The following is a 20,519-nucleotide window of genomic DNA, read 5'->3' as shown; positions in this document are numbered from 1 at the left end:
TTTGCTTTCTTTTTTTATCCCGCTATTTGCCGGACAGTAAGCCCCCACCTCAAAAATTAGCGAAAGCAAAGAAGTTAGGAGGGGGATCAACTGTCCGTAAACGCCCGATTGGTGAAGGCTAATAATCAGTGGGAGATGAAGAAAACCCCCACTGATTAAAGTTTCACTTTATGTGAAAATAGGGAGAGTAGGTTTAACGATGAAGGGGAAGTTACAGCATATTCATCCACTTGGAATGAGTATTATTTTAGGGACATTGTTTGCTAGGTTTGCTACTTCAATGAGTATCCCTTTTTTAGCGATTTATTTAACAACTGTAAAAGATGTTTCCGCTGGGATGACAGGGGCTATTATTGGAACGAGTGCACTTGTTGGCGTTTTTGCTAGTTTTATTGGGGGGAATTTATCGGATCGATTTGGCCGAAAAACGATTATGATCTGGTCCATGATCGTTTGGATTTTTGTGTTTATAGGTTTTTCACTTGCGAATCATGTTTTAAGCTTCTTTTTATTAAATGCTTTAAATGGATTATGTAAGTCATTTTTTGAACCGACATCAAGAGCGTTATTATCAGACTTAACGAAACCAGAGTATCGGTTACTTGTCTATAATTTACGATACGGTGCAATAAATGTTGGGGTTGCAATCGGACCAATTGTTGGACTACAAATTGGTAGCGCAAAATCAACAATTCCTTTTTTAGTAGCAGCTGGGGTATACATTTTATATACAGCTATATTAGCGTTCCAATTTAAGAAGTATCCACTGGAACGAAAGAAAATAAATACAGAAAAGCCTGTTACAATGTTAAATGCAATTCGTATATTGCGAAAGGATGTCGTATTTTTAGTTGCTTTAGTCGGTATTATTTTGAGTAATAGTGGTTTTTCACATTTAACGACGACAGTATCTCAATATTTTGCGAATGCACATATATTTCAGGATGGAGTAAAGTTGTTCTCATATATGCTAGCTTTAAATGCGATTGTTGTAGTGATAATTCAATATCCTGTTATTCAAACGTGTAAAAAATATACACCGTTAGTATCAATTATAGTTGGGACTTTATTTGTGAGTGGGGGATTATTTGGGTTTGGAATAGTAGAATCTACGTTAGGGGCCGCTGTATGTACATTTATTTTTACAGTGGGAGAAGTTTTAATGTTTTCAATGACGGATGTATTTATTGATGATATAGCTGTTTCACATCTAAAGGGGACTTATTTTGGAGCGATGGGCTTTTCTGGAATTGGAGGAGTAATTGGTCCGTGGTTTGGGGGCGTACTTCTTGATTATTACGGGTATCAAAATGGGTTTGTAGTATTTTCAGCACTAGCTATATTTTCAATTGTAGCATTTCCGGTTCTTTTAGTTACAAAAGGGTTATTGAAAAAAAGATATGATAGAAATTCTAATATAGAAATGCATGCGAAATAACATAAGCCCCAGTAACCAACTGGGGCTTATGTTTGTATTTATCCCGCTATTTGCCGGGCAGTAAGACTCCCACCTCAAAAGTCGCAAATGCGAGGGAGTGAGGTGGGAGATAACGGCCCGTAAAAGCCCGATTGGTGAAGGCTAATAATCAGTGGGGATGGAAAAAACCCACTGATTAAAGTTTCACTTTATTTTAACTCTTAATTTGAAAAAAGAACTTTCTTTTCATCCTTATTAGCAACTTCATTTTTGGAAATATGAATGGCTAAAAATCCATTCTCTGAGCAGGCTAGCATCTTCTTATAAATAATATTAGTGGGTAAAGGAATGATCCGCTGTAAAGAAGTATTTTTATGAAGTATGCAAATGTTTAGGCCTGTCTCCATCTTTTTAATGAGTACATTTTGTTCAGTCACATTTGGTACATCTGTTTCCAAAATGTATTCTTGTTCAGTTTCACAAAGGTCAATATGAATTTGATTTGGAAAACTAAAATTACTACAAGAATCGGAACAAAATTGATCCATCCATTCTTCGAAACCATCAACATGAAAAAGACAATCCTTCTTTTTCTTGCCCATGTAAGACACCCTCCGTAAAATCTCAATTCATACTATGTTATGCATGAACGAAGTAGGGGTGAAGAATAAATGGAAAAATATAAACATTGTATGTGGTAAAGGTAGCTAGTGTGAATGCTCTGTTTTACATATCATGATGCGCATGATTTTTTTGGCGTGAATGGTTACGGTTTTTTACTTTATGAGATCCGCTTAATGGTTCAGGTTGTCCTTTTTTTTCTTTAGATTCGCGATTGTTTTTTCCCATTGTATGTGACACCTCCTCTTTCTCTTTAGAATGAGAGAAGTTTGCGAATTTATACGAGAATGTTTTTAGAAAAAAAGGTAAAGATAAATGGGACTAACTATTACAGAAAGGGGAAAGTATAATGCCATATCATAAAGATAAGCAACAAGCTTTTCAAGCAGCACAGCAAGGAGTTGTTCAAGCGGAAAATACATTTAATAATATTGTGAAAAATGATCCGAATTACGGTCATGACTTAAAAGAGTTGCGCCAAGAAGTTCAGGAGGCGTACGAACAGATTCAAAATGCACTTGAAGTAGCATCAGAAACGCAGCGTCCACAACTTGAGCAATATGAAAGTAATCTCCAAAATATAATGCAAAACGTTGATCAATTAGAAAAGTGAAAGAAGGTTGTTGTGAATTCAACAACCTCAAAACTTTTGGCGCTAATATGCAGAAACAAAAAATTATTCTACTAATTTTTTCTTTAATTTGTGCAGTACATATATTTCAAGTGGATAAAGTGGAAGCTAAAATGTTGTTAAGAAAAGAGTTAGAGCCAACTGGCTATGTAACGTGGGAAGTGCCAAATAATGAAAAGGTCATTGCAATCACATTTGATGATGGACCAGATCCAACATACACACCGCAAATTCTAGATTTATTACATCAATATAAGGCAGAAGCGACTTTTTTTATGATTGGATTTCGAGTTCAGCGTAATCCATATCTAGTAAAGCAAGTGTTGAAAGAAGGACATGAAGTTGGAAATCATACGATGAATCATTTGTATGCGAGCAATTCATCAGATGAAAAATTAGAAAATGATATTTTAAATGGAAAGAAATATTTTGAAAAATGGGCGAAAGAACCTTTATTGTTCCGTCCACCAGGTGGATATATTAATGATGCTGTATTTACTACGGCAAAAAAAGCTGGGTATCAAATTGTTCTATGGTCATGGCATCAAGACCCTCGTGATTGGGCGAATCCAGGTACAGAATCCATTGTAAATCATGTTGTGAAAAATGCTAAAAGTGGAGATATTGTACTGTTGCACGATGGAGGAAGTGATCGTAGTCAAACAGTGGAGGCATTAGCAAAAATTTTACCTGAGCTGAAAAAGCAGGGGTATCGATTTGTAACAGTTTCGGAATTGTTACGTTATAAACATTAGAGAAAATCCCAAAAGGTGCACCTTTTGGGATTTTTCATTACTGATTCTTTTTTCGTTTCTTATTATTTTGTCGCTGCGCTGGTGTTAAAGGTTCATTTGCGAACTCTTCATTATAACCAGCTCCTTGTCCTTGTGCAGATGCAGCATTCATTCCTGAAATAATATGATTGGCTTTTCGTTTACCCATTTTTCTCACCTCTATAATGTTTTTTATAGACGAACCATGAGTTGTTCATAGCATATATGAACGTAAAGTAAAACGCTGAAAGAGTGCTTTACTTTATGGTAATAGTATTAATAAAGAGCATGGACACTATTCAAATTTAGAAAGATAAAGAAAACTTATGATAATCCATAAGTTTCTTATTATTTACTTATTTAGAAAGTTGTAATAAAATATTATCGTAAGGTATTGAAAAGTTTGTCTACATTTTATATTCAGACAACTTAGTCACGTTTAACAGGGGGGAAACATAATGGTCAAACATAATCCATTTCAATCACGTGCAACTTTTGAACTAGATGGAAAGACGTATCATTATTATCAATTGAAAGCGCTTGAAAACGCAGGGGTTGGCAACGTATCTCAATTACCATATTCCGTTAAAGTTTTACTTGAATCTGTACTTCGTCAAGTAGATGGACGCGTAATTACAGAAGAACATGTTACAAATTTAGCGAAATGGGGAACGAAAGATGTTCAAGATATCGATGTTCCATTTAAACCATCTCGTGTAATCTTACAAGACTTCACAGGTGTTCCAGCTGTTGTAGATTTGGCTTCGCTTCGTAAAGCAATGGCAGATATGGGCGGGGATCCTGATAAAATTAATCCAGAAATTACTGTAGACCTTGTAATTGACCACTCTGTACAGGTTGATAGAGCGGGTACAGCAGACTCGCTTGAATTCAACATGGACTTAGAGTTTAAACGTAATGAAGAACGTTATAAATTTTTAAGCTGGGCACAGAAATCATTTGATAACTACCGTGCAGTTCCACCAGCAACAGGTATTGTACACCAAGTAAATCTTGAATATTTAGCACCGGTTGTTCATGCGGTGAAAAATGCTGAAGGTGACTTAGTTGCATACCCAGATTCATTAGTTGGAACAGACTCACATACAACAATGATTAATGGTATCGGTGTTCTTGGATGGGGCGTTGGTGGTATTGAAGCAGAAGCAGGAATGCTTGGACAGCCTTCATATTTCCCAGTACCTGAAGTAATCGGTGTGAAATTAACTGGTACACTTCCAAGTGGTACAACAGCAACTGATGTTGCATTAAAAGTAACACAAGTGTTACGTCAAAAAGGTGTAGTTGGTAAATTTGTTGAGTTCTTCGGTAATGGACTACAGAGCATGCCTTTAGCTGACCGCGCAACAATTTCAAATATGGCACCAGAATACGGTGCAACTTGTGGATTCTTCCCAATCGACGACATTTCATTAGAATACTTACGTTTAACAGGTAGAGATGAAGAGCAAATTCGTGTTGTTGAAGAATACTGTAAAGCAAATGGCTTATTCTATACAGCAGACAGCAAAGATCCAATCTACACTGATCTTGTTGAAATTGATTTAAATACAATTGAATCTAATCTTTCTGGACCGAAACGTCCGCAAGATTTAATCCCGCTTTCAAATATGAAAGAGGAGTTCCACAAAGCTGTTGTAGCACCAGTTGGAACACAAGGACTTGGATTCAATGAGCAAGAGTTTGATAAAGAAGTGAAAGTTACATTAAAAGATCAAGAAGTAACGATGAAAACAGGTGGAATTGCAATCGCTGCGATTACAAGCTGTACAAATACTTCAAATCCATACGTATTAATTGGAGCAGGTTTAGTTGCGAAGAAAGCAATTGAAAAAGGACTTAAAGTACCTGGTTACGTAAAAACATCATTAGCACCAGGATCTAAAGTTGTTACAGAGTACTTAGATAAGTCTGGTTTAACAACGTATTTAGATCAATTAGGTTTCCAAACAGTTGGTTACGGCTGTACGACTTGTATCGGTAACTCTGGCCCATTAGCAGAGGAATTAGAAGAAGCAATCGCAGCAAACGACTTACTAGTAACATCTGTTTTATCTGGTAACCGTAACTTTGAAGGCCGTATTCATCCACTTGTAAAAGCAAACTACTTAGCATCACCACCACTTGTTGTGGCATATGCACTTGCAGGTACTGTTGATATTGACCTGAAAAATGATGAAATCGGTAAAGATGCAAATGGTAATGCTGTTTACTTCAATGATATTTGGCCATCAGCTAAAGAAATTGAAGATGTAGTTCAAAGTGTTGTTACATCTGAATTATTCAAAAAAGAATATGCACAAGTATTTAACAGCAATGAGCGTTGGAATGAAATTCAAACTTCAAATGAAGCTTTATATACTTGGGATAATGACTCAACTTATATTCAAAACCCACCATTCTTTGAAGGTTTATCTAAAGAGCCAGGTGAAGTTGAAACATTATCAGGTTTACGCATAGTTGGTAAATTTGGTGACTCTGTAACGACAGACCACATTTCACCAGCAGGTTCAATCGGTAAGCATACACCAGCTGGACGTTACTTACTAGAAAACGGCGTACAACCAGTTGACTTCAACTCTTACGGTTCTCGTCGTGGTAACCATGAAGTTATGATGCGTGGTACATTTGCAAACATCCGTATTAAAAACCAAATCGCACCAGGAACAGAAGGTGGATATACAACATATTGGCCAACTGGTGAAGTAACATCTATCTATGATGCTGCTATGAAATATAAAGAAGATGGCACAGGCCTTCTAGTTGTTGCTGGTAAAGATTACGGTATGGGAAGTTCTCGTGACTGGGCTGCGAAAGGTACAAACTTATTAGGTATTAAAGCAGTAATCGCAGAAAGTTTCGAGCGTATTCACCGCAGTAACTTAGTATTAATGGGCGTATTACCATTACAATTTAAAGATGGCGACAGCGCTGAAACATTAGGTCTTGTTGGTAACGAGTCATTTGAAATTCAAATTGACAAAACAGTTAGACCACGCGATCTTGTAAAAGTAGTTGCAACCGATGCAGATGGTAATGAAAAACAATTTGAAGTAGTAGCTCGTTTCGATAGTGAAGTTGAAATTGACTACTACCGTCACGGTGGTATCCTGCAAATGGTTCTTCGTGAGAAAATTGAAGAGTCTAAAGTGTCGAACTAAATAATTGAAATGAACAATAAGGAAGCTAACGTATGTTAGCTTCCTTATTTTATAGAAAGGGATGAAACTACTCTGTAAAATAAAGAATGATTAATAGTTCTCTTTCCTTACTAAGAGTAAAGAACTTATATAATGTTACATATTATATAAATATTGGTACATTACTTAATGAAAGTGGTATACTTTTTTAATTTTACAGACCTCTAGATGACCTCATTTACAACAACAACACATCCTCATGAAAAGTACATTTACAGCAACAATTACTTTAGTTATAATAAGAATATATTTTTGAATTTTCAATCTAATTAGAGGTGCTTAGATGAAAGTATATACAGTGAAAGAGATGGCGACCGCTTTAGGGAAACATGAAGAAACAATTAAGCGATGGCTACGCTCTGGCAAGTTTCCGAACGCATTTCGCAATAGTGACAAGCAAGGATGGAAGATTCCTGAAAGCGACTTTGTACATATTAAGCAAGAAATAGGGTTTGTAAAAGAAAATCATCAGAAAAGTCCGCCAGTGGCACAACAAGAGGTTGAGGAATGGGAGTTAGTAAAATTAGCATATAAGGCAGTCACATTGACATCTCCTACGGTGGAAATCCTTACTCTTCTGTCCGTTGTCGGAATTAAACGAACCCTAGAAATCCTACTGATTATGCAACAATCCGCTACAAAAGTAAAAAATCCTGACGGGTTTATTAAGAAAGCCATTCGAGAGGATTGGAGTCCAACAACTGTCCCTGTCAAATTATCAAAGAAACAAAGTGAACATATCTACGACCTTACCCAACAGGATTACGAGGAAATGGGGAATCAGAAACAGCATGAATATCAACCAAAAGTGCCTCTCTTCAATTGGTTGGAAGAATGATTTACTTAATTCGTCTGACAAGAGGTTGTGAAAATGCAAAATAGTTATTACCACTTATATTGTCCAAAAGATGTTCAAAGCCGATACAAATTGCTCGTATTTAACGCTAGTAACGAACCTTTTTTACCGCTAACTGACTTTTATGATGATGTCAGCAGGAAAATCTCAGAGAGTTCGGCTTTGTCGTATCTACAATGCCTTCTATCATTCTTTAGTTGGTTGGATAAACACAGCAATTATCAAGGGAAACGTGTGCAGTGGAGTGATTCTCCAGAAGTCATACGGATTGCTGTAGAAGATTATTTGATGGATGAAATGGCTTGTAAAGTTCGAGAAAAGGATTCTTTTCGTTTTATCAATCGTTCCAATAAAAGTCCGAGTACGGTTCATCGCTTTCTTTCCGCTCTTAAGTCGTTTTATAAGTCCTTGATTACGCTGAGACAGTATAGTTATTCCAATCCTCTTATCGACTCTCATGCGATATTAGATGATTATAAAACAAATACCGAAGGTGTAAGAGAAAACAAACCGCGAATGCCTGCCGAAGCAGGAACAGAAGACCCACTTGTGCATAGACGCTTGACAGATTCCTACTTCAAGCTCATTAACGAGGAATGGCAGCCTGAAATCATTGATGATCCTCTTCTCTACCATAAAGTCAAACAGGCAGGCAATCAAGCAAATTGGTCATTGCGGGAGAAGGTCATCGCTCGTATGTTATTTGAGACAGGAGCAAGGGCATCTGAAGTAATTGAACTTACGATTGGGGACTATCGTTCCCGTAAGTCCTTTCAAGAAGTCAGCACGTTTAATAAAGGGAGTCACGGTCGCAGAGTGAAATTTCTTCGCTTTAGCAAAGACACCACGAAACTCCTGTTTCAATATATCAACAAGGGGCGAAAACTATTTGACCCTTTAGGGCAGGATTTTGATTCCCTACCTAACGATGCACCCATGTTCCTGACGGAACGAGGAACACCGTTGTCATATCAGACCTGGTATCCGCACTGGAATAAGGTCATGACGTTGATGGACATAAGGTTAAATCCGCACAAAACAAGACATTGGTTTGTTACGACAAGTATGCGTGGAATTTATAATGTCTCCAAAACTGATGCAGAAATTGTCCAACGTAAAAATGAACTTATTACATACATGAAATGGAGACAAAAAGACACGATTGAAGTGTATGAACACCACTTTGACGAGGAAAGGCATCGAGGTTTTCATGACAAGATGCTGGAACATATAGCAGAGAAAGAAAAAGAATACATGAAGCAGATAAAACAAAAACGAACAAAAAAGCCAGCTCTGACCGTTATAGACACAGCAAAAGACATAGAGTTAGAAGTGGATATACAAGCTCTATTGGATGATTTGGAGGATGAATTATGACAACAATAACAGATTTGCCTACCTCCCCATTTTATAATGGCCTAAAAGGAAAGGTGGATGAACATATTCTTCATTTGCAGGATAACAGAGGCGTGTTTTTGTTAGATAAACTGGATGGAAAACCTATAAAATATTTTCTCAATCAGTGTCTAAAGACCCCTTGGCAGAATCAAATTTTATTTACGATGCTTATTAACGGAGACAGAAATTTAGATACTAATACCATAGCAAGCCAACTTCGTTTATTATGTTCAAGAATCAAGGGTATATTCCATGCTTATGATTTACAAACTTTTGCTGATTTTGATACAGAAAAACACATGTATGATTATTTGAAATGTCTTATTTACCCTGAACATTCAAATAATCAAAGAACTGCATTTTTAAGATTGTACACATCCGTTTCTTACTCGACTAAAAAATGGTTCACGTCAAAATTAAACCAAGAACAACAGGAGTATTTTCAACAATTCTTATTCCCTACACCTACGTTTGATAGCCGAGATTTTTCGTTTTCTAAACAAGCAAGAGAACAAGCTCAAAATACTCGCAAGAGTGAAACGGATGCCATTGTTCCTTACCTTCCTCAAATTCGGGCTGAAGCAAACTTTCGATGGAATCAGATGAAACGATTGCGAGAAGCCTTTTTGATGGCTTGTAAGCAAGCGGAAAAGAGAGAGGTCACATTACCTATAGAATTTCATTATGATGAACCTAAACGCATCGGGGAGCGGTTTTATTTCCGCTTATGGAACAAATCTTCCTTTGTTCTGTACCAGAAAGAGAAATTTACAGAATCTATTGTAACATCAGCTGAACAGCGAACAAGGACGTATTCGAAGGCCAACAATCATTACTTTGTAGAGTTTGTAAAAGCCGAACGATTGGAAGATGATGATGTAGCGGAAGGTCTATGGTTTGCAGAAATCTTGCAAGAAGGCCTATTAGGAAGGTGGGAGCAAAACGCGACAGAGAAAGAGATTGAACGGAAAAGACAGCTCTTAAACGCATGGGGATATGGCGAAAAAGGATCAACCAGCAATCCTAGCCCTTTTCACTCTTATCACAAAGGAGTTCTATCTCTAAGTGCTTTTATTTCTCTTCATAGTGATAAAGTTGACGGTATTCTATTTGATGTAGAGGCATTCTATGCCGCATCAGTCTTCGGTCTATTAGCGGTAGACATTTTGACGACAACAGGAGCAAGAGTCAATGAACTACTACAAATTAACAGTGCAAAGGATTGCTTGCGAGCTATGAATGTAGGTGGCGATTTAAAGTATTCCTTCTACGTTATTCCAAAAGGACGAGATACGGTTGAGTCTTACACAATTAGCAAGCAAACCTTTGACATAATAAAGAGAGTCAATTCAATGCTGAAAGAGCATTATCAAGGAGCACTGCCAAGTGTAAAGTATGAAGGTGACAGGAAACACCTATTTCCAGAGCCAAAGCCTTATTTCTTTCAATACAATAAGAAAGGACTTAAGGAAAGAACCATTCATTCATGTCTCCGTTTTCTCTTGCATGGATTACATTTCGAGACACAAGAAGGAAAACCTGTAATCCTTAAAACACACTTACTGCGTCATGCGTTTGCAACAGAAGCTGTTCAACGTCAGGAAATTCCCGTTGATATTGTAGCGAAAATTCTCCATCAGCGTGATTTGAATGTAACAAGGTATTACTCTGAACCCACTCCAAGTCAAGTAGCTGAAAAGGTTGAAGAATTGCACGGTGTAATTTCAAACTATGTTGACTTGGATGAAGCGATTCTTCGCAGTCCTGAAGAACTTCAGCGGGAATGGGAGAAACACAAAGCCAAAGTAGGTGTATATAACAATGTGTTGGGCGGTACTTGCGTCACAGATAAAGTATGTCCTGTAAAAATGGCATGTTTGGGATGTGTAGCAAAAATTCCGCAACCTGAGAAGAAACATGAACTCATTGAAACAATTGAGTTATCTAGGGATAGGGAAAAGCGGTATGCTTCCTTGGGTTTGACATTCGAAGTAAGCAAGGCGAAACAGATGAGGAAACTTGCGAGAAACGAGTTAAAGGAAATTGAATTGATTGAGAAATATCGGGAGGAACAGACATATGAACCAGACGTTTCCTTCAAAAGATAACCGAACGTGGCTCAAAGAGGTTCATGAATCTCGCAGCCAGCGTTCTCTCTTTTTAGGAAAGGAGGCAATTGACCTTCTGGTCAAACAAAACCTCCCTGTTACACTCAAGACTGTATCAGAGAAGTCAAAAGAGATTGATCCCGAAGGGAAAGGGATTCATCGTAATACGATTAGTACAAATCAAGAATTGAATGGGTATTATAAGCAACATAGCAAAACATACAAGAAAAAATCAAATTCCAATAAATCTGCACAAAAGCGTTCAGTTGCAGTTACTCCCGTTGATTATCGACGTATACGTTCAGACCGAAATTTAGAAAACACCGAACGAAAGTATATGAATATGTCTAAGAAAGAGATTGTACAGCGATTGATTTTGGCAGAACAATATATTGCAGAAAATAATAAAACGTGGGCAGGAAAGCAATTTGAGCAATTTAAGTAAGTCATATAATGAAAACAAATTCAGAGGGATACCATAGGATTTATTTTAGAAATTATACAGGTCATACGAAGAGAGCTTATTTCACAATCTTATATTGGTGATTAATAGTATAGTTGGATGGGAACTCCCCTGATAGGAAAAACATTAGATTTACATGCTCCAGTTTTAATCATTCCCTATGGTAACACAATTACTTAGATATTCAGTGATTGTATATGTAGTATTTGTATTCCCTTCTTTTAATGGTGTTAAGAAGGAATTTTTCATGGAGTAATCATCAAGTAAATTCGGTATACAAACGTATACATATAAAAGACCTTGATAATTTGAGGTATATGTAAGTTGAATAATGTTTATAATTCATTTTTAAGGTCAAATTCAATAATAAGTTCGTTTATTATAAAGTCTAAACATTGAGCTTGGCCTAAGAGACTCTCTCTTATACAAGAGAATTCGTTTTGTGTCATTTGACTTGAGATTATCTCTTTACGGGAAATAAGTCGTTTAGTATGATCGATTATTTTGCCTCTTCTAAATGTTTCTGCCATTTATACCACTCCGTTTATTGCATACGTTTGTATACAAAATCAAGGTTGAAAAATAAGTTTTTTAAGGAACCTTTTGTAAGAAGAATTCCCTAAAACTATTTTAAATATGTAAAAAAGTAAAAAGTAAAATAGAAAAAAGAGAACTCATATAAATGTGAGACATGAAGGGAGCTGGCCTGAACAACTCGCTCTCTTATTTAGAGATTATATGCGTACTCATCCAGGAGACTGTAAACAATATGGAGAATTAAAATATAGGTTAGCTGAAAAATACACAAATAATCGACACATGTATACCGAATCAAAAGATACTCTGATATGGGAGATTCTACAAAAAACGGATAAATGGAGCCAAAATATTGGTTGGATTCCTCAAGGGTTCTGTTGCAAAGTTCAAAAAAAGTATACGTCCGCTTACAAAATACGGTTATCGTTTAAGTAGCTATGAATAATTGCTGTAATTCCTTGTACGTCGAAAAAGAGAAGTCTGGAATGTGACTTCTCTTTTGTTTGTATATAGCATGAATCGTTTCGATTCCTTTCAATGTACGAGAAGGATGGCGAAGACTTTGAAACCCTGCGGATTTAACAAAACGTCGCTTGATATGTCTATGATCTTGTTCGATGAGGTTATTTAAATGCTTAACGGTGCAATGTTTCGTATACACATAAAAACCGTTATGTTTCAGTTTTTTGAACGCACAAAGTAGTGCAGGAGCCTTATCTGTTGTAAGAACCGTTGGTTCTCCAAAGGCTTTCACTAACCTTTTCATAAACATATAGGCGGCTTGATGATCTCTTGTTTTACGGAGTTGGATATCCAAGGTATATCCTTCTTGATCAATCGCACGATAAAGATAACGCCACTCTCCCTTGACTTTGATATAGGTTTCATCTAAATGCCATACGAAATGTGCTGATTTATTTTTCTTTTTCCAAATTTGATAAATCAAATTACCATATTCATGCACCCAGCGCATGATGGTTGTAGGGTGAACAGAAATCCCTCGCTCTTTCAGGAGCTCAGATACATCGCGATAACTCAAAGAAAAACGACAATAGTAGCCTACGGCTACCAATATAATATCTTTCTTAAACTGTTTTCCTTTAAAGTACCTCATGTATCATTCTCCTCAACACATTTTCCCTACAGCTTAGCTTCATTTGAAAAACTTTGCAACAGAACCCTTTGTAGTTATAAATGGAGCCAAATCGTTATAAATATAATTAGAACGAAAATAATCAGTAGATATTTTAGAGATTCCATAACATACTCCTTTTAGAAATTAGTATGTGTGAAAGAGTGATAAAGCATCCATTCAGGCGCTTTATATTTTGGAGAAAGATATGGTGTTCTTAATAAACTCTCTTTACTCAGGCAAAACAAGTGAAATTATTAAGTGTAGAGTTGTAGAAGAAAAGGAACACGTGGGTCATTATTAATACGCCGCATGTTCCTTTTCTTTAATACATTTAAAATGCAAGGTTTTATTTATTATTGAGCTTCTATAAAATTAAAAATGTCTACCCCTACCTTTAATCTCTTACACTAATACCTCTTCTAAGTTCTATAAAATTTTGGATTTTCTTTTCGTTGAACGATAAATAATAATTGTAGAGATCGTAACGAAGACCACACCTAAAGTAGGAATTGTATACTCTCCATAATAACTTCAGAGGTAGTGAATACTATCTCGTTTTTGTTTTAGTAATTAAAAAGAGAGAGTGTGTCAACTTTTTGAACAGAATTAAATTTTTAGAAAAATAAGAACTGTAACGTTTGACTGTATGGTTTTCTGTATGCTACTATTTAGCTAATTTAAGTGAAGGGGTGACGGATCATTGGGAACCGATACCGAATCGGAGAGGTGGCAGAGCTGGCTCAGGTTTCGAAAAGAACCATTGATTATTATACGAATTTAGGCTTATTAGAAGCAAAACGTTCCAATAAAAATTATCGTTACTACGATGAATCAGCAGTGGATCGTTTGAAGTTCATTGAGAAATGTAAACAATTAAATATGCAACTCAGTGAGATTAGAAAAGTATTAGATAATCAACAAAATCAAACAGTATTAAACCATAAACTTGCAGGACAAGTGAATAATGTGTCGGGACATCTTCAGCAATTAGAACATGAATTAATGCAATTGAAGCCTCTATTGGATAATCTGACAGAAGAGCAAAAGAAAATTTATATGAAGGGATTATCCGGTCAAGCAACGACACTGATTCAAACGCTTGTTTTATTTTTAAGTTAAAGGTGAAATGAAGCGATGTTATTTCACCCGATGGATTTTCTGATTTTAATTGCATTTGGCTTATCCATATGGGCACAGTTTAAAGTAAAAGGAAATTTTAATAAGTGGTCTGAAGTAAATGCTTCTTCGGGACTCAGTGGTGCTGAGGTAGCCCGAAAAATTCTAGATAATAATGGACTGTATCATGTGCCGATTGAAGTTGTTCCAGGAAGGCTTTCAGATCATTATGACCCTATGGTTCGAGTAGTACGATTATCAGAGGATGTATACTATGGAAACTCCATTGCCTCTGTATCAGTTGCGGCACATGAAGTAGAGCATGCCATCCAGCATGATCAATCGTATGGCTTCTTAAGCCTTCGGCATAAAATGTTTCCTATTGCAAATATTGCATCCGGTATTGCACCATTTTTATTACTGGGTGGCTTCTTATTTCAGGCTTTCTCATTAATAGGGATTGGTATTATTTTCTTCTCCGCAGCGGTAGCATTTCAATTAATTACGTTGCCAGTAGAATTTAATGCGAGCGCTCGCGCAAAACAATTAATGCTTGCAGAAGGTATGATTTCTGATCAAGATACAAAAGGTGTGAATAAAGTACTGGGAGCCGCTGCGTTAACATATGTAGCCGCTACATTAATTTCAGTTCTGGAGCTAGTAAAATATGTAATGATTTTCTTCCAAGGAAATGAAGAAGACTAAAAGTATATAAATAAGAATGCTTTTTATAGGAGGTGGATCCTTTAGTTTCTTAGAAACTAAAGGTATTAGTTGGAGTTATTAAATTTAGTGATGGTAGCAGTTTTAATTGGTTTTACAGGCTTTTTCGTAGCAATAGAATTTGCGATTGTAAAAATTAGAAGTTCGAAAGTTGATCAATTTGTATTAGAGGGTAAAAGGGGTGCCTTAGCTGCTAAAAAAGTAACATCGAATTTAGATGAATACTTGTCAGCTTGTCAATTAGGGATTACAGTCACGGCGATGGGATTAGGTTGGTTAGGTGAACCAACCATTGAGAGGCTGTTACATCCTTTATTTGAAAGATGGGATATCAATTCTTCTCTTGCAGGCATTTTATCTCTAGCAATTGCATTTACTTTAATGACTTACCTACATGTTGTAGTAGGTGAATTGGCACCCAAAACATTCGCGATTCAAAAAGCTGAAAAAGTGACATTATTACTCTCTACCCCACTTATTTGGTTCTATAAAATTATGTATCCATTCATTCGATTATTGAATGGATCAGCAAGAATGTTAACTGGATTATTTGGTTTAAAACCAGCATCTGAACATGAAGTAGCGCACTCAGAAGAAGAGTTGCGCCTCATCCTCTCAGAAAGTTATGAGCGTGGTGAAATTAACCAAGCAGAGTATAAGTACGTGAATAACATTTTTGAATTTGATAATCGTCTTGCAAAAGAAATCATGGTTCCTCGTACAGAGATCATTGGTTTGCATGAAGATGATTCTTTAGAAGAACACATTAAAACGATTCGAAGTGAAAAATATACGCGCTACCCTGTATTTGGAGAGGATAAAGACGAGATTATTGGTATGGTTAATGTAAAAGACTTCTTTATCCGATATATCAATAAGAGCACAGAGTCATTTGATACAATTCGTTCTTATACACGTCCAGTTATTCAAGTAATTGAGACAATTCCAATCCATGATTTATTGTTAGAAATGCAGAAGAAACGTATTCCATTAGCGGTATTATATGATGAGTATGGTGGTACGGCAGGTATTGTTACGATTGAGGACATCCTTGAAGAAATCGTTGGAGAAATCCGAGATGAATATGATGAAGACGAGCTTGCACCAATTCAACATATCAGTGCAACTCATAAAATTGTAGATGGAAAAGTGCTGGTTAATGAATTGAATGACTTACTAGATTTACATCTAGATGATAAAGATGTAGACACCATCGGTGGTTGGGTTATGATGCAGAATTATGATATTCAAGAAGGACAGTCTGTTGAATCCGAAGGATATGAATTTAAAGTTATTTCGAAAGACTCACATCATATTAAACGAATGGAAATTCAAAAAGCAAAAGAGCATGAACAAGAAGATGAAATTAAGCAAACGGTAACAGAGTAGTTACCGCTTGTATTCACTAATGAATAAAATAAATACATTATAAGAAAAAGGGAGAGACAAAATGTTTAAAAAGATTTTGGCTAAATTCGGTAAAGGTGCAGCAACAGTAGATTTGCGTTTTAAAAAACCATCTTATTCTGCTGGAGAAACACTGCATGGAGAAGCTTGGATTGAAGGCGGTCAAGTTGAACAAAAAATGAATAGCCTTACAGCGCACTTCATGATGAGTGTTGTAACAAAACAAGGATCTGTTACACGTAAGGTAGCAACAATTCCATTGAACGGACCCTATAACATTCTTCCAGAGGATTCCAAGGTAATCTCATTTTCTTATGATATCCCAAGAGATCTTCCTGTATCTAGAGGTGGAGTTTCTTACTATTTCGATACGCACTTAGACATTGAAAGTGGCGTAGATCGAAAAGACTTTGATCGTCTTGTTATTGAAGCACCGGAAGAAGTCCAAAATGTTTTTTATGCATTGAATCGATTAGGGTTCCAAGAAAAATCTACATCGGGTAAATTAGATACATGGGGCCAAGAGTTTTCCTTTTTCCCAAGAGAATTATTTGTAAACGAAGTTGATGAAATAGAGATTCGTTTTGCTTATGAAGAGTCAGGGATTCGCATTTGGATGGAAGTAGATTGCAGAACCAGACATGGGGAAATGGAAGCAAGACGTGAGTTTTTCATTGAACAAGATGTATTGAAAGAAAGTAGACAAATAGCTAATATTTTAAAAGATTATATAAATGAAATGGTAAATGATCCGCATGCTTATGCACAACCATTCTCATATCAAACACAACAAAACTATGATCATGCTCATCAGGGTAGTAACGGAGGAAGTCCAATTGCGGGTATGATTGGTGGTTTAGCTGTCGGCATATTAGGTGGCATGGTCTTAAATGAACTAATGGATGGATTAGGTGTAGATGAAATGGTAGAAGAAGCAACCCAAGAACTAGGAATGAATGAGGAAGAATCATTTCTAGGTGATTTCTTTGGAGATAGTGATGAAGAGTAAGATTATCTCTATAAAAGATTAATATTTTTATTAACCCCTGACTTATGTATAAAGTCAGGGGTATTTTAGTTTCGTATAGAATAATGATATTCTTGTATTTTTTGATAGTTCAAAATACTATAATCGCATGATTGGTTAAGCCAAGGTATATTCTTTTTATGTGAATTTTAAATTGAAGATTTGACATAATTTAAAGTTCATATGTTTATACAGAATCATTCTTAAATAATAAGCCTTGTGCGCAATATTGAATAATATCTCTTCTTTTAACAATACCTATAAAAATCCCATCGTCATCTATCACAGGAACAAAATTTTGTTCCATAGCTCTTGATAAAAGGTCTTCAATTTCCGCATTGATGGAAACTGGTTCATTTGTACGGTGTAAAGAAACTTCACTCAGAACAACTTTATGAGTGTTGTTAAAGCTTAAAGATGACGTATTTTTGAGTTTCCATAATAAATCTCCTTCAGTAAGTGTACCTGCATATTCTCCCTCATTATTGAACAAGGGGATAGCTGTATATCGGTGGTATTCCAACTTTTCTAAAGCCTGACGCATTGTTGAATTTATATTTATATAAACCAATTCACTTTTAGGAGTAAGAAAAAATGCAATATTCATGCTATTGAATCTCCTTTTTATAGCTTATTTACTTATTATTCTTTATATTTTATTTGTAGATTATTTGAACGATTGGTTACTGCTTTAATGATTGATTTCCCAACTATCAAAATCAGTATACTTTTTACATACATTCTCTATAACATTATCGTGCCAAATATTTTTATATTCAGGTCTCCCCATCTTAACATTATACTCACTTATGTCGCCATTTCTATTCAGCCACTCAGGATTTTCACAAGCATACCTGTAATTAAATATACGTGCCCTTTTTAATGTTTTAAATGTAATAGGAAAATGCTTTTCTTTACCATCTTTGCAACCAATTACTCGATATGCCTTACTTTGTTCTCCAACAGTTTTAAAATAGGGTTCTGTAAAATCTTGTATGATTTTTATATAAACCTCTCCCTTTCTAAGCGCTTTAGAAATATTATATAGCATAAAAAAGAATTTTATGGAAGTACTTTATTAAATATATAGTTTAATAATAAATAGCTAGTGTTGCTTTAAACTAAAGGATAAGCAAAAACATTGAATAGCCCCTTGTTGTTCTACAAGGGGCTAAATCTTTTTTTATAAATAGAGGTGTGACTTTATACATCTCCTTAAAGCTCAAATACGTGGATCCTGCCAGAAATTTAAAGGGAAGTGATTGCTTTCATGATATGCCTCAAATTCATACCCTTTTTCCTTTAACCCTTTTATGATGGCTGGTACGGCTGCAACTGCTTGAGGGTGAATATCATGCATTAATATAACTTCTTGGGACTTCGTTGCATTAGTAAGTACATTTTGAGCGATATTCATGGAAGCCGACTCTATAGGTACGTTATTATACTTCCAATCTAGGGAGTCAATTGTCCAATCCCATACTTTAAATCTACCATCTACTACCTTATTACGAAGTTCTTCATTTAATCCAGGCATAGAACCATAAGGAGGTCGGGTTAATTGTGGTTTTTCTTTAATAATGTTCGCTATTAAATTTTGATTTGTTGTCATTTCATTAACATAGTCACCATTTGTATATAATTTTTTGAAATCATGAGTCATGCTATGCATACCCACATAATGATCTTCTGCTTTTTCTCGTTTTACTAAATCAGGATAGGCCTTTACATTCTTACCAGTTAAGAAAAAAGTTACTTTAACATCCTGTTGTTTTAGTATATCTAAAAGCTCAGCTGTATACTTTCCTGGTCCATCATCAAATGTAAGATATGCAACTTTCCGTATTTGACCGTTAAATTGATTAGGTACTGGTTTGTTTATATCAACGTTGGGCTGTTTGCTTACAAGCTGAATTGGATTCTCTTGGTTTGTTACCCCTCTTGCGGGTGATGCAATTGATTGAATCCCAAAATAAATAATGACTACTAGGGCTACCGTTAGAATTGATAGTACGAATTTTTTGGCCTGAAATATTTTTTTCACTCTCTATATTCCTTCCTCTACCTATTAGCAATAATTTGTTTAAATACAATTATACCAAATCACATCTGGTACCAAACAAATAGTATAATTTACCTTATTTTTGATTGTTTCACTAATTAATACGAAATATATTTTTCTTTCGTGCGTTGTTTGTAAAGGTATACCTTTACAAACGGGTTAGACGTATCTATGAAACATTGAATCATCAAGTTTATAAAGGTGATTTGAACTATTTTATAAACGTTTATTTTTAGTGAATACCTTTATAAACGAATGTGGTATAATTGCGGTAACAATTGGAAGGAGAATACAAAACGTGGCAAATATTTATGGATATATTCGTGTAAGTACAAAAGATCAAAATGAACAACGTCAGTTACATAAGATGATGGAACGAGATGTGGAAGCTCGGCGAATTTTTGTCGATAAAGCAAGTGGGCGACATTTTGATCGTCCTCAGTATCAATTATTACGAAAAGTATTAAGTATAGGTGATATTGTTTACATAGATGCTTTAGATCGTATGGGACGTAATTATGATGAAGTAATTTCAGAGTGGAAATACATAACAAGAGAATTACAAGCTGATATTGTTGTTTTAGAAAATGAAACTTTATTCGATAGCCGTAAGTTCCGTGAAATGGGTGACATGGGTCGGTTGATGGAAGATCAATTTTTATCTTTGCTTTCTTATGTTGCCGATCAAGAACGTAAAAAAATTCATCAGAGACAAATGGAAGGTATCGCTGTAGCAAAATCTCAAGGAAAACACTTAGGCCGTCCTCAGGTAAACCTTTCGACGCTAAGCAAACAACAAATAAATATAATAGAAGAAACTTATTCAAAGTGGAAGAGTGGAGAAATAACTGCTGTTATGTTTATGGAAATGCTAAAACTAAGAAAAAACACGTTTTATAAAATTATGAAGGAATATGACGAAGCAAAGTAGCATCATCCTATACGAAATGCTACTTTGCCCCTAGTTGTACAAAAGCTGGTACTCCAACTAATTATCCAAAATAAAAAATTTCAAAGCCATGTG

22 protein-coding genes are annotated in these 20,519 nt (G+C 35.6%); 14 read left to right on the top strand and 8 right to left on the bottom strand.

The window, feature by feature from the left end; genetic code table 11:
- The first annotated feature begins 199 nt into the window (after positions 1-199).
- Positions 200-1,438: an MDR family MFS transporter gene (locus tag QUF93_RS19325; RefSeq protein WP_289359865.1), complete on the top strand. Its 1,239-nt coding sequence runs from the start codon at positions 200-202 to the stop codon at positions 1,436-1,438.
- Positions 1,439-1,638: 200 nt separating this feature from the next.
- Here QUF93_RS19325 and QUF93_RS19320 read toward each other — a convergent pair whose 3' ends face one another.
- Entirely contained in the window at positions 1,639-2,019 is a 381-nt protein-coding gene (locus tag QUF93_RS19320) for an Hsp20/alpha crystallin family protein (protein ID WP_289359864.1), read from the bottom strand.
- 124 nt (positions 2,020-2,143) lie between these two features.
- Positions 2,144-2,266 (bottom strand): small acid-soluble spore protein P, encoded by a 123-nt coding sequence (locus tag QUF93_RS19315; RefSeq protein ID WP_000517651.1) that lies wholly within the window; start codon positions 2,264-2,266, stop codon positions 2,144-2,146.
- Positions 2,267-2,387: 121 nt separating this feature from the next.
- On the opposite strand from QUF93_RS19315, the gene QUF93_RS19310 reads away from it, so the two are divergent.
- Positions 2,388-2,651 (top strand): hypothetical protein, encoded by a 264-nt coding sequence (locus QUF93_RS19310; RefSeq protein WP_128282419.1) that lies wholly within the window; start codon positions 2,388-2,390, stop codon positions 2,649-2,651.
- Positions 2,652-2,698: 47 nt separating this feature from the next.
- The gene (pdaB, locus tag QUF93_RS19305; RefSeq protein WP_080018457.1) at positions 2,699-3,424 is read left to right on the top strand and encodes a polysaccharide deacetylase family sporulation protein PdaB; all 726 of its coding nucleotides are present in this window, start codon (positions 2,699-2,701) and stop codon (positions 3,422-3,424) included.
- Positions 3,425-3,461: 37 nt separating this feature from the next.
- Here the strand turns inward: pdaB and sspO are convergent, their stop codons facing one another.
- Entirely contained in the window at positions 3,462-3,611 is a 150-nt protein-coding gene (gene sspO / locus QUF93_RS19300; RefSeq protein ID WP_002121377.1) for a small acid-soluble spore protein SspO, read from the bottom strand.
- Between the two features lie 289 nt (positions 3,612-3,900).
- Between sspO and acnA the strand changes: the two genes are divergently transcribed.
- The 5 genes from acnA (at position 3,901) to QUF93_RS19275 (ending at position 11,470) form a co-directional block, all read left to right on the top strand.
- On the top strand, positions 3,901-6,624 hold the full coding sequence (gene acnA, locus QUF93_RS19295) for an aconitate hydratase AcnA (protein WP_289359863.1): 2,724 nt from the start codon (positions 3,901-3,903) through the stop codon (positions 6,622-6,624).
- A gap of 322 nt (positions 6,625-6,946) precedes the next feature.
- Positions 6,947-7,501, top strand: coding sequence for a helix-turn-helix domain-containing protein (locus QUF93_RS19290; RefSeq protein WP_088059692.1), 555 nt, complete (start codon positions 6,947-6,949; stop codon positions 7,499-7,501).
- A gap of 33 nt (positions 7,502-7,534) precedes the next feature.
- The gene (locus QUF93_RS19285) at positions 7,535-8,896 is read left to right on the top strand and encodes a tyrosine-type recombinase/integrase (RefSeq protein ID WP_289375796.1); all 1,362 of its coding nucleotides are present in this window, start codon (positions 7,535-7,537) and stop codon (positions 8,894-8,896) included.
- Positions 8,893-11,025 carry a site-specific integrase gene (locus tag QUF93_RS19280; protein ID WP_088059688.1) on the top strand — a complete coding sequence of 711 codons (2,133 nt, stop codon included), beginning with the start codon at positions 8,893-8,895 and terminating at the stop codon, positions 11,023-11,025. Before QUF93_RS19285 ends, QUF93_RS19280 begins: the two co-directional genes overlap by 4 nt.
- Complete coding sequence (locus QUF93_RS19275; protein ID WP_289359862.1) at positions 10,997-11,470, top strand: hypothetical protein; 474 nt, start codon at positions 10,997-10,999, stop codon at positions 11,468-11,470. Before QUF93_RS19280 ends, QUF93_RS19275 begins: the two co-directional genes overlap by 29 nt.
- Positions 11,471-11,823: 353 nt before the next feature.
- Here QUF93_RS19275 and QUF93_RS19270 read toward each other — a convergent pair whose 3' ends face one another.
- Positions 11,824-12,018 (bottom strand): hypothetical protein, encoded by a 195-nt coding sequence (locus QUF93_RS19270; protein WP_000852179.1) that lies wholly within the window; start codon positions 12,016-12,018, stop codon positions 11,824-11,826.
- 148 nt (positions 12,019-12,166) lie between these two features.
- Here QUF93_RS19270 and QUF93_RS28915 point away from each other — a divergent pair, with 148 nt between their 5' ends.
- On the top strand, positions 12,167-12,460 hold the full coding sequence (locus tag QUF93_RS28915) for a GrpB family protein (RefSeq protein WP_088059684.1): 294 nt from the start codon (positions 12,167-12,169) through the stop codon (positions 12,458-12,460).
- Here QUF93_RS28915 and QUF93_RS19265 read toward each other — a convergent pair.
- Positions 12,453-13,139, bottom strand: coding sequence for an IS6 family transposase (locus QUF93_RS19265; RefSeq protein ID WP_088059682.1), 687 nt, complete (start codon positions 13,137-13,139; stop codon positions 12,453-12,455). The two genes, QUF93_RS28915 and QUF93_RS19265, sit on opposite strands and share 8 nt — an antisense overlap.
- A gap of 720 nt (positions 13,140-13,859) precedes the next feature.
- Between QUF93_RS19265 and QUF93_RS19260 the strand changes: the two genes are divergently transcribed.
- The 4 genes from QUF93_RS19260 to QUF93_RS19245 all read left to right on the top strand — a co-directional run bounded on the left by QUF93_RS19260 (position 13,860) and on the right by QUF93_RS19245 (position 17,415).
- Positions 13,860-14,279, top strand: coding sequence for a MerR family transcriptional regulator (locus tag QUF93_RS19260; RefSeq protein WP_088059680.1), 420 nt, complete (start codon positions 13,860-13,862; stop codon positions 14,277-14,279).
- Positions 14,280-14,294: 15 nt separating this feature from the next.
- Complete coding sequence (locus QUF93_RS19255; RefSeq protein WP_088059679.1) at positions 14,295-14,981, top strand: zinc metallopeptidase; 687 nt, start codon at positions 14,295-14,297, stop codon at positions 14,979-14,981.
- A 69-nt stretch (positions 14,982-15,050) separates the two neighbouring features.
- On the top strand, positions 15,051-16,388 hold the full coding sequence (locus QUF93_RS19250) for a hemolysin family protein (RefSeq protein ID WP_088059678.1): 1,338 nt from the start codon (positions 15,051-15,053) through the stop codon (positions 16,386-16,388).
- A gap of 61 nt (positions 16,389-16,449) precedes the next feature.
- Positions 16,450-17,415: a sporulation protein gene (locus QUF93_RS19245; RefSeq protein ID WP_088059677.1), complete on the top strand. Its 966-nt coding sequence runs from the start codon at positions 16,450-16,452 to the stop codon at positions 17,413-17,415.
- 205 nt (positions 17,416-17,620) lie between these two features.
- Here the strand turns inward: QUF93_RS19245 and QUF93_RS19240 are convergent, their stop codons facing one another.
- The 3 genes from QUF93_RS19240 to QUF93_RS19230 all read right to left on the bottom strand — a co-directional run bounded on the left by QUF93_RS19240 (position 17,621) and on the right by QUF93_RS19230 (position 19,477).
- The gene (locus QUF93_RS19240) at positions 17,621-18,040 is read right to left on the bottom strand and encodes a CBS domain-containing protein (protein WP_289359861.1); all 420 of its coding nucleotides are present in this window, start codon (positions 18,038-18,040) and stop codon (positions 17,621-17,623) included.
- A gap of 84 nt (positions 18,041-18,124) precedes the next feature.
- Complete coding sequence (locus tag QUF93_RS19235) at positions 18,125-18,484, bottom strand: hypothetical protein (protein ID WP_088059673.1); 360 nt, start codon at positions 18,482-18,484, stop codon at positions 18,125-18,127.
- Between the two features lie 171 nt (positions 18,485-18,655).
- Entirely contained in the window at positions 18,656-19,477 is an 822-nt protein-coding gene (locus QUF93_RS19230; protein ID WP_088059671.1) for a peptidoglycan-N-acetylglucosamine deacetylase, read from the bottom strand.
- Positions 19,478-19,793: 316 nt separating this feature from the next.
- Between QUF93_RS19230 and QUF93_RS19225 the strand changes: the two genes are divergently transcribed.
- The gene (locus QUF93_RS19225) at positions 19,794-20,426 is read left to right on the top strand and encodes a recombinase family protein (protein ID WP_289359860.1); all 633 of its coding nucleotides are present in this window, start codon (positions 19,794-19,796) and stop codon (positions 20,424-20,426) included.
- The last annotated feature ends 93 nt before the right edge of the window (positions 20,427-20,519 follow it).

The sequence above is a fragment of the Bacillus hominis genome (assembly GCF_030348325.1).
GTDB classification, from domain to species: Bacteria; Bacillota; Bacilli; order Bacillales; family Bacillaceae_G; genus Bacillus_A; species Bacillus_A hominis.
This window is presented reverse-complemented; position numbering and strand designations above follow the sequence as displayed.